We start from the raw sequence: 8,782 nt of genomic DNA, 5'->3' as shown, positions 1-8,782 counted from the left end.
CGCATGCTTGCCGAAAGGACACGATATTCCCATTTGTTATCATCCCTAAGTATGAACTGTTCAACCCGGATTTTTTTTTGAGAAATAAGAATATATTCTTTAAGTGTGGGGATCGCTCGGTAATAAGCAAATTTATCCCCTCTATCAAATGCCTCTGTTGAATCTGAAAGAATTTCCATAATGATAACCGGGTTTGTCAGCGTATCAAATTCATTATCCTCAAATTTTGCATCTCCACAGAAGATGACAATATCAGGGTAGGCATAGCTATCTTCAATTTTTACCCGCATGTCGTTGGAGAATAGATCACAAGCGAACTGATTGGCTTTAAAATCGTTACCTAATTCTCTTGTGAGGTTAACATTGATACGGTTATGATTTCTTCCGGCGCCAACCATAGCGAAAATTTCACCGTTAAAAAATTCATGTTTAATATCAAAAGAACTTCTTTCACGCGTAAGGTATTCCCTTGGTGTCATTTTATTTTTTTCTTGGGGCTGTGCGGTCATTTTTCCCTTCTTAAATTTCTACCATGCTTCGGCGAGATCTGCCTGGAATAGGTATCTGTTCTTATTTTTGGTTAATGTCCCGTTCTTATAGTATTTGCTGTCAGCCGTGTAAAGATCCTTTAGATCGTTAACCCAGAAAGAAGAAGAAAGAAGAGGGGTCAAGCCTTGATTATTGCGGATTCATTGGGAGGCTTACGAACGGGTCCCCCAAATCCGTTACAATCAATCCAAATCAAGGGTGAGCCGGCCTTTAATGGGTGACCCCAAATCCCGATATATAGGATTGCTTTCCCCAAATTCTCATTCAAGTAAAATTATTTCCCTCGCAATGATCGTTCCGTTATCGGTTTTTCCACGCACCAGGACTCTGTCTCTCTTTTTAATCTGATTCGGGGTAATCTGATTGCCTTCTTTGTCCAGAAAAAGCGTATCCCAGGTCTTTTTACCTTTTTCATCATAATGAGAGATGAGTTTAAACTCTTTTTCGGCAATTATTGCCAGGTCCCTGATTGGATCAATGTCCATTACCTTGGCGTTAAGTTCAAAAAAAACGGATTCATTCTCAGCGGCTATGCCCATGCCACACATTCCGTTAAGGAGAAGCAGGGCAAACACAGCCAGGGAGAGTATTTTCTTCAGCATAAAAGTCTCCTGAACGATGGTGTTATTATTTGTTAAGTTGGCGCCAGAATGCTCTTTCCAAGCCGACTGGAGCTATTGGATCGGTTGTTTCAAAGCCGATAATAATTGTCGGTTTTCCTTCATGGACAACCAGGACCGGTTGGGGTGGAATACCCTTATTTTTAAGCTTCTTACGTCGGTCCTGCCGCCCCAGAACTTTTTCTTCTCCATCATCATTATCGGTATCGTAATTAATGGCAGCCTCCCCGTACTTATAACCGAGAGCGTAAAGATAGCCATTGCCCCCGGCCCCGGAAACAGCGCATGGATCATCACTGTTATCCTCATCGTCATCATCAGGAACATAGGTGGAAAAATAGATTACACCGTCATAGATCAGAGGGGAAGAGACTACCTTTTCGCCCACCTGGCTGCCGTTCGCCTCCTTCAGAAGGATAAACCAGCCCCTATTGTTTTCGTGATCTATAGCACTTTTTACATAATTAGTATAACGCAGGCTGACATCCGAATCAGCCTCCTCATTCTGAAGAAGATCATCGGTCACATCGAGAAGGAACAATTCGTCAGGGTCGTCTTCACCACCGACGACGGTATGACCGTCATTCTTTGCCTTGACCTTTCCATCGGTTTTATCGACGTAAGCCTCAACGATCACTGGGGATTCGCTTGACCATTGCCAGTTGTTCTTGATGGCGTAAAATCCATTGAGGATATCCGTCCTTTCCGGATGTTCCCGATCACCGGTTCCGAAAAAGGCGTAATCGCCCACGCGTTTTTCGAGCACCGTTTCCTCTTTGTCACTTTTCTCCCCGGCTTCATAGGTGAACTCGACCGGAAAGTACTCATTCAGAATGGTGGGGGCGTAGAAGATCTTTTTGCCCGGCAACGCATAGAGTTTCAGCCTCTGTCCCCAGACGCCGTCTTCCTGCCCGTCGTACTTCCCATCGAAGGCAGATGCTTTGCTGATGCTGGTGTTGCGATGGAAAATATCATCCCGAAAGGCGAACAGGTTGCCGTTCATATCTCCGGCATACACCCGGGTGGTGGTGCGGGTCTTGGGGTTTTCAAAACCTGAGACCGCGATAATGGAGTGGGTCATGGCACTGTAGTTGTCATGACTGAACAAAAAATTACTGAACAGAGTACCGGTCTGGGCATCAACTGTGTACACCGCCCGCCCCATAGAATCAGTTGCATTTATTGCAGGGGTGCCTGTGGGGAGTAAATCCTGGTTGATATCGTAGCCTCCGGCCATGAGAAAAACATCCCTTGTTTTATAGGTGGCGCCATCCATATGCCCCATTTGAAGCGCCTGGGGATCCGTCCAAGACTGTCCGAGTTCTTCCGTGCCCAGGATATCGGGAGTAATGCTGTATTTGAAGGCCGGCGCGCTGTAGCTGCTGATATCCAGGGCGGTGTAATGCTTGCCCCCGCGGCGTTCGCCGAAAATGAGCAGCTTCTTGTCCTGTGTGCTGGATGAATTGTCATGATCGTAGTGGTAATAGACCGGCGTCCCGTCAACGAAATATTCCAGGCCGGAGGAGCCCACCTTGGAACTCAGATTGCCCAAAAGGTCCTGGGGAATAAAGCCCCACAGTTCTTTTCCGTCTTCATCGTCAAAGCAGTGCAGCATGCCGTCATTAGCCCCGGCATAGATCATCGAATGGTCCTCAGTGCCATCGTTGTTCGTATCATAATGCACAACTATAGGCTGGGAGTGTAGCAGACTTCCCAGCGGCCAGTCATCGGCCACACCGATACGCACAGCATCAATGACCGTGTCGGTCAGGTCGGTATACGTGTTGAGAGTGGTGGAGTTGTCTGTGCTAAACTTGTTGCTTAAGGCCGTCAGGTCCGACGTTGTTCCGGTATAGGTGTAGATATCCCGGTCCGTCGCCCGATCTTGCAGAACTTCACCAGCGCCGCCTGCGGTCACCTTGGGACCATCCGCCGCATTACTCCAGTATGAGACGGCATTGTCAACCACCGTGCCGCCACTCTCAATGGCGATGCCGTTCTTATCCTGAATGACGCCGTCATCGGTAATGCCATATTTTTTCAGATTCCCGTACCAGTTGCCAGTGTTGGTGGGCTGGAACATGCCGTAGTAAACATAATTGCCGGCGTAGGCCTTGTTCGCGCGACTGACCGGCACTGCCGCTGCGGTAAAAATTTCGTTCTGTTCCTTAATGGCCACGATAATGCTGTTCAAGGCCACGCCAAGTTCTCCCGCATTGGTCGCCTGATAGTATTCGCCGCCGCCGCGGGTTGCTGTCAAGGAGAGCAGGTCCTGTGCTGTCTGAAAACCAATAGTATAGGTCGTTATGGTCTGATCTTCAAAGTCACCCGTTTTGCCCAGGTCCGAAAGGACATCAGTGTGTTTGAGAAAATTGGCGACATCATCCAGAAAACTGTAGTGGCTCTGATTCATATCATAGTCATAACCACTGCTGTTATAAGTATCAGTATGGCTGTCCGACAGGTAACTGTCGATAATATATTTTTTGCTCGCGAATTTATCGTCATCCTTGGTCGGCTCGCCGTCCGTCACCAGGATGATGTAGGTTTTCTGGCAACGGTATTCTATGGGGCTGGTGTAGGTGATGCCACTGTTGAACCAACTTGCTTTGCCGGCGAAATAGAGCCCGGCTTCGGCCAGGGTTTCCGCAAGTGGCGTCCAGGTATCTGATTTCAACAGACCGACGGCTCCGTATGCAGATTGAGCCGAGTCCGCCATCGCACTCGTTGCGGGGTCATAAGTTCCGACGAGCGTCGCCTGAGTCGCCCCACAGTTGGCAACAACTTTCCCTCCGTGCTCGTAATTAAACGCCATCAGTCCGAAGTTGACATTCTCGTTGTTATCGATAATCAGGTTGGCAACGACCTCCTTGGCAACTTCCATGCGCGAACGGTCTGCGCCTCCCCCTGCAAAATTCAGGTAATTGCCCAGAGCGTAATCTCTGGAAGTCCCATTGGATGAACAGGTTACTTTGTTTTGGTAGTTTTTGTACAGCCTGCCCGTCCAGTATCCTTTGCTGAGAAGGTCGGTTTTAGCAACGGAGCATTGCCAGTATGGTGACGTGATATCGGAAAAATAGAGTTGCCATGACCCATAATATTTATAATAAACTTTGTTTTTTTCATACGATCCGGAATAAATGGTGGCAGGATCATAATCATCATTCTGGTTGCTTGGCACGTCTTTTGTCGCCATGCTTCCGGAGTTGTCTAGAATAATCAGGACATTAGGCTTGACCTCAATATTCGAGACGCCGTAAATATCGACATCTTCCGCGAGGGCAAATGATGTCCATGCGATTAGTCCCAATAACAATAACAGTTTGGTTTTCATATTTTTTCCTCCTGACTTAGCATCCGGAAATTCCAGAGGCTTATTGATCGGAACTTATTCATATTTGTTAAACACCTTGTAAACGCCTTCCTGCAAAATCACCTTGCGGTCATTCTTAACGGAATAGGCCGTAATGGTAAAACGGCGGATTTCAAAGTTCTTGGGATCGTAGCCGCTTCCCGGCAGGGGTTTGTCTCGGTGATTCAGAACCGGCACCTGGTTGGCCGGGTGGTCGGCAGCGCTGCCGAAGGCGGACAGGTCTTCCCAGGCACTGATGTCGGTCGCGGTGGAAACATTGTTTCTGATCCTGTAACTCCCGATAACCTCGCCATTTTTGATCATTTCACTGAGATCAGTAATGCCGTTACCATTATCATCACTTCCCGCCTGGGGAAAATAGGCAGTGCTTTCATCCGATGTCAGGTAACCAGTCGTAAGCCAGGTTCTGTAATTGAGCTTCCCGGCAGCCAGGCTCATTTCCTGGTTATAGAAATCCGTTCTGTAAATCCGGTCATTCCCGGTTATCTGCAGCTCCACGCCGGTTGTATTCAGCGCCGCAATACCGATGACAGTCAGCAATACCAGAAAAAGCATTACGGATATCAAAGCAAAACCCTGTTGGTTGTTCACATGATCAAGCGGCTTCATATCTACCTCAATTCGTTGGATGTATCCTCAAAAAAAAGCTCACACTATTGCGCCTTGACAACCGAAAGGCTGAAACTTTTCAGCGCTCCTTTTTGATTCCAGAACACTGTAACATCAATTGTTTTACTGCCCGTGACCGGGGTATTGTCGGTGATATGCCAATATGCCTCACAGAAGTTATCGCTATCAGCCTGATGGCCATCTGCAGTAATAGTAGTAGTACCATCGGGCAGCGTATAGGTATAGTTGTTGTTCGATTTGAGATTGTCGTCGTCATAGTCCCAGGACAGCATTTGTTCAATCTGGTCACTGCCGAACACCGTGGCTTCAGTCAGATGATTGGCCACGCTGTTGCCCCGAATAGCCTGTAACTGCATCAGAGAAATGCCGAGAATGCCGATGCTGAAAACCATCAGCGCAATAAGCACTTCAATAAGAGTGAAACCGGCATCATTATGACTTTGCGGCTTATTCACGGGTCAACTCTCCGTATTTCTGAGGTAGATGGTTACAATCTGAAAGCGGCGTCTGAACCCGTCATTGTAAGGTCCCCAGACATCCCCGGATGCGGACGTATAGGTTTTGTTATTGGAAAAATTACGGTCTTGCTTCCCCACGCGGGCCAGAAGAGAAATCTGTACTGTTTTTATTTTATCCGGATCGGTCACCACAGCGCCAGCGGAGTCAAGGTAAAGAAATTCCAGCGCTTCAATATTTTCGGCAATGGCACGTTTAATTCCACCCACTTGCCTGCCGATATCATTGTCTCCATCGCCATAGGCATCATATAAATCAAAAGTAACGGTTTGTAATTCGCCCGGCTCATCCACACCGGTGGATGTGTCGTTGTCACCATCGGCATTATCGTTATCCAACCCGTCATCATCAGCAACATAGGTAAAAACAACACTGGTCGAATTTGCTGTTTCAATACCTGCCGTCCCTGATCTGTAAGGGTCATATCCGGCCATGCACAGTTCCTGAGTCATATAGCCGATTCCGGCACGCAGGTTTTGCTGCATTTCCACCACCTGATCCTGGGCTATATAACTAGCCTGTTGGGATGTGAACTGTGCGTAAACCCCTACTAAGAGAATACTGGAAATGGCAAGAGCGGAGAGAACTTCAATCAGGGTAAAACCGGCATTTTCCATGCATGGCGATATATATTTTTTCATTATTTCCCCATCTGTATATTGGTTTAATCCCTCTTGCATCAGTTCCAATTTGTTCCGTCATGACTTTTTCGTATTTTCGGATATCCTGAATTGGACAAAGCCATCTCATACCAGACTGAATTATTGTTCCTTAATCTTGCAGAACCTGTCCTGTTGCCAAGGGGGAATCCACGGGAATTATAGCCAGTCATTGGTGTTCCGCTAAAGCTGGCTTGGTAAAGTGTGCAACCTATGGGCATTGCAACCGCTAGCAACGTTACTTCTCCACCGTCTTGTATTGCGTTATCAGCGGTTCCTGCACCATCACCATTGTCAAGAAAGACCGTATATTCTCCCCCCTGAGTCGGGAACGTCACCGTTGAAAAGGTAATGCCTACACTGCAATTGCGTTTAAGCGCTTCAGATTTGGCTTTCTGCATATTGGAATAGAGGTCACGTGCCGCCGCTTTTAAGCGATAATTGGGCAACCAGGACATGACATTTGGGATTGCAATGGTCATGGCGATTGCCATGATCGCCAATACAATAATGATTTCCAACAACGTAAAACCTGTGGCAGTTTTTAATATTTTGTTATTCATGAATTCTACTTTATAACTAAAATATTTTCATAGTAAGTGTAGTTGGTTATAAAATTGGGTTCAGCCCCAGCTGAGTGGGCGTTATTAAATTTATTATTCAATTATTATGCCAAAATCAAAAAGTGTGTCAATTTTTAATGCGTTTGTCCTGACAGAGGCAGGCTCGCCCTTGATTCTCTTGAAAGCCAGTCTGCCATTGGAATAAATCGAATTGATTATATTTCATCGTTTTGATTTTATTTCAATGCATTGTATTTATAAATTTAAATTCTATTCAAAACCTCTGATTGCCAAACAGACTCTTAATCCATTGACAGAACCTTCCGAATCAAGTATGTGACATTCCAGTTAATCACGGGGGTGCTTTCGTAAAAGCTGAGAGAAGTTGGCTCAAGACTTCAACCCTTGGAACCTGATCCGGTTCGTACCGGCGTAGGAAATGTGGTTGAAGCTTTGGCATAGAGCTTGTCTGTCATTTCCCGGCCCTTTCGTTTCAGTTTCCCCCTATATTTATAGATAGAAATATAAAACAGGAGATGTACATATGTCACAGTCATATACGACTCAGATGGATGCAGCCCGAAAAGGCATTCTCACCCCTCAGATGGAACAGGTTCTCGCCAATGAATCCATTTCAAAAGAGGAGCTCATGGAGGGCCTTGCCCAGGGTCGAATTGCTATCCCTGCCAATAAACATCATTTAAACCTGAAAGCGGCAGGTGTGGGAAAAGGACTTAAAACCAAAATTAACGTCAATTTAGGCGTATCCAAAGATGTCTGCTGTTTTGATTCGGAAATAAAAAAAGCGCAGTTGGCCATAGAATACCAGGCAGATGCCGTCATGGACCTGAGTGTATCCGGCGACACTGAAACATTTCGAAAGCGTCTGGTGAAACAAATTCCTGTGATGATCGGTACGGTCCCCATTTATGACACCTTAACCCGTACCGGAAAACCCACAGAGGAGATAACCCTCGAAGAGTGGTTTGAAACCGTTGAGATCCATGCCGCCAACGGGATTGATTTCATTACCATTCATGCCGGACTTAACCAAAAATGTGCCCGAAGCATAAAAACCAATCCTCGATTGTGCGGCATTGTCAGCCGAGGCGGGGCTATTCTGTTCGAATGGATGGAAAAAACCGGCAACGAAAATCCTTTTTATGAACACTTTGACCGTCTACTGGATATTTGCCAGGCCCATGATGTCTGCATCAGCCTGGGGGACGGACTCAGGCCGGGTGCCATAAAGGATTCAACAGACGCCCCCCAGATCGAGGAACTGATCACCCTGGGAGAACTGACCAAGCAGGCCTGGAAAAAAAATGTGCAGGTCATGATTGAAGGGCCGGGTCACGTGCCGCTGCATGAGATAGAAATGAACATGCAACTTCAGAAAAAGCTTTGCCACAACGCCCCGTTTTATGTGCTTGGTCCCCTGGTTACCGATATTGCCCCCGGCTACGATCATATCACCTCCGCCATCGGTGGTGCCCTGGCCGCTATGCATGGTGCCGACTTTTTATGTTATGTCACCCCGGCCGAACATCTGCGTTTGCCAACCGCAGACGATGTTAAAGAAGGTATTATGGCATCGCGGATCGCCGCCCATGCCGGAGATCTGGCCAAGGGGCTTAAAGGGGCCGAGATTATTGACCATAAAATGAGCAAAGCCCGGGGTGAGCTGGACTGGGAGGGTCAGTTCGACTGCGCCCTGGATCCGGAAAAGGCAAGGAGTTTCCGAAAATCTTCGCAACCCGAGGAACAAGATGTCTGTACCATGTGTGGTGATTTTTGCGCTGTTAAACGTACGGCGAATCTGCTTAAGCATTAAGCATTGAGTGTTTACCAGTAGAGTAGAGGAAGGGGTGC

The 8,782-nt window shown here is 47.1% G+C and carries 8 protein-coding genes and 1 riboswitch; of the genes, 1 reads left to right on the top strand and 7 read right to left on the bottom strand.

Features of this window, described 5'->3' with window-relative positions:
* From B3D59_RS11325 to B3D59_RS11295, 7 genes are all read right to left on the bottom strand, one after another.
* Positions 1-509, bottom strand: a 509-nt coding sequence (locus B3D59_RS11325) for a Uma2 family endonuclease (RefSeq protein ID WP_286819851.1), incomplete at its 3' end; no start/stop codon positions are given.
* Between the two features lie 300 nt (positions 510-809).
* The gene (locus B3D59_RS11320) at positions 810-1,151 is read right to left on the bottom strand and encodes a hypothetical protein (protein ID WP_286819850.1); all 342 of its coding nucleotides are present in this window, start codon (positions 1,149-1,151) and stop codon (positions 810-812) included.
* 25 nt (positions 1,152-1,176) lie between these two features.
* Positions 1,177-4,503, bottom strand: a complete 3,327-nt coding sequence (locus tag B3D59_RS11315; protein ID WP_286819849.1) for a pilus assembly protein — start codon at positions 4,501-4,503, stop codon at positions 1,177-1,179.
* A gap of 54 nt (positions 4,504-4,557) precedes the next feature.
* Positions 4,558-5,151 (bottom strand): pilus assembly PilX family protein, encoded by a 594-nt coding sequence (locus B3D59_RS11310; protein ID WP_286819848.1) that lies wholly within the window; start codon positions 5,149-5,151, stop codon positions 4,558-4,560.
* 44 nt (positions 5,152-5,195) lie between these two features.
* Positions 5,196-5,627, bottom strand: a complete 432-nt coding sequence (pilV, locus tag B3D59_RS11305) for a type IV pilus modification protein PilV (RefSeq protein ID WP_286819846.1) — start codon at positions 5,625-5,627, stop codon at positions 5,196-5,198.
* Positions 5,628-5,630: 3 nt separating this feature from the next.
* Positions 5,631-6,329 (bottom strand): prepilin-type N-terminal cleavage/methylation domain-containing protein, encoded by a 699-nt coding sequence (locus B3D59_RS11300; RefSeq protein ID WP_286819845.1) that lies wholly within the window; start codon positions 6,327-6,329, stop codon positions 5,631-5,633.
* Between the two features lie 38 nt (positions 6,330-6,367).
* Positions 6,368-6,910 (bottom strand): GspH/FimT family pseudopilin, encoded by a 543-nt coding sequence (locus B3D59_RS11295; RefSeq protein WP_286819844.1) that lies wholly within the window; start codon positions 6,908-6,910, stop codon positions 6,368-6,370.
* Positions 6,911-7,256: 346 nt separating this feature from the next.
* Positions 7,257-7,368, top strand: a riboswitch (TPP riboswitch).
* Between the two features lie 86 nt (positions 7,369-7,454).
* Between B3D59_RS11295 and thiC the strand changes: the two genes are divergently transcribed.
* Positions 7,455-8,744 carry a phosphomethylpyrimidine synthase ThiC gene (thiC, locus tag B3D59_RS11290; protein WP_286819843.1) on the top strand — a complete coding sequence of 430 codons (1,290 nt, stop codon included), beginning with the start codon at positions 7,455-7,457 and terminating at the stop codon, positions 8,742-8,744.
* The last annotated feature ends 38 nt before the right edge of the window (positions 8,745-8,782 follow it).

Origin of the sequence: Desulfobacter sp. UBA2225, from assembly GCF_002348205.1 — a bacterium.
In the GTDB taxonomy this organism is placed as follows: domain Bacteria; phylum Desulfobacterota; class Desulfobacteria; order Desulfobacterales; family Desulfobacteraceae; genus Desulfobacter; species Desulfobacter postgatei.
The sequence above is the reverse complement of the archived record's forward strand: the minus strand, read 5'-3'. Positions and strand labels throughout refer to the sequence as shown.

Coding starts and splice junctions, on each gene's coding strand:
- B3D59_RS11320 (WP_286819850.1), bottom strand. CDS start 1,151: ATGCTGAAGAAAATACTCTCCCTGGCTGTGTTTGCCCTGCTTCTCCTT.
- B3D59_RS11315 (WP_286819849.1), bottom strand. CDS start 4,503: ATGAAAACCAAACTGTTATTGTTATTGGGACTAATCGCATGGACATCA.
- B3D59_RS11310 (WP_286819848.1), bottom strand. CDS start 5,151: ATGAAGCCGCTTGATCATGTGAACAACCAACAGGGTTTTGCTTTGATA.
- B3D59_RS11300 (WP_286819845.1), bottom strand. CDS start 6,329: ATGAAAAAATATATATCGCCATGCATGGAAAATGCCGGTTTTACCCTG.
- B3D59_RS11295 (WP_286819844.1), bottom strand. CDS start 6,910: ATGAATAACAAAATATTAAAAACTGCCACAGGTTTTACGTTGTTGGAA.
- thiC (WP_286819843.1), top strand. CDS start 7,455: ATGTCACAGTCATATACGACTCAGATGGATGCAGCCCGAAAAGGCATT.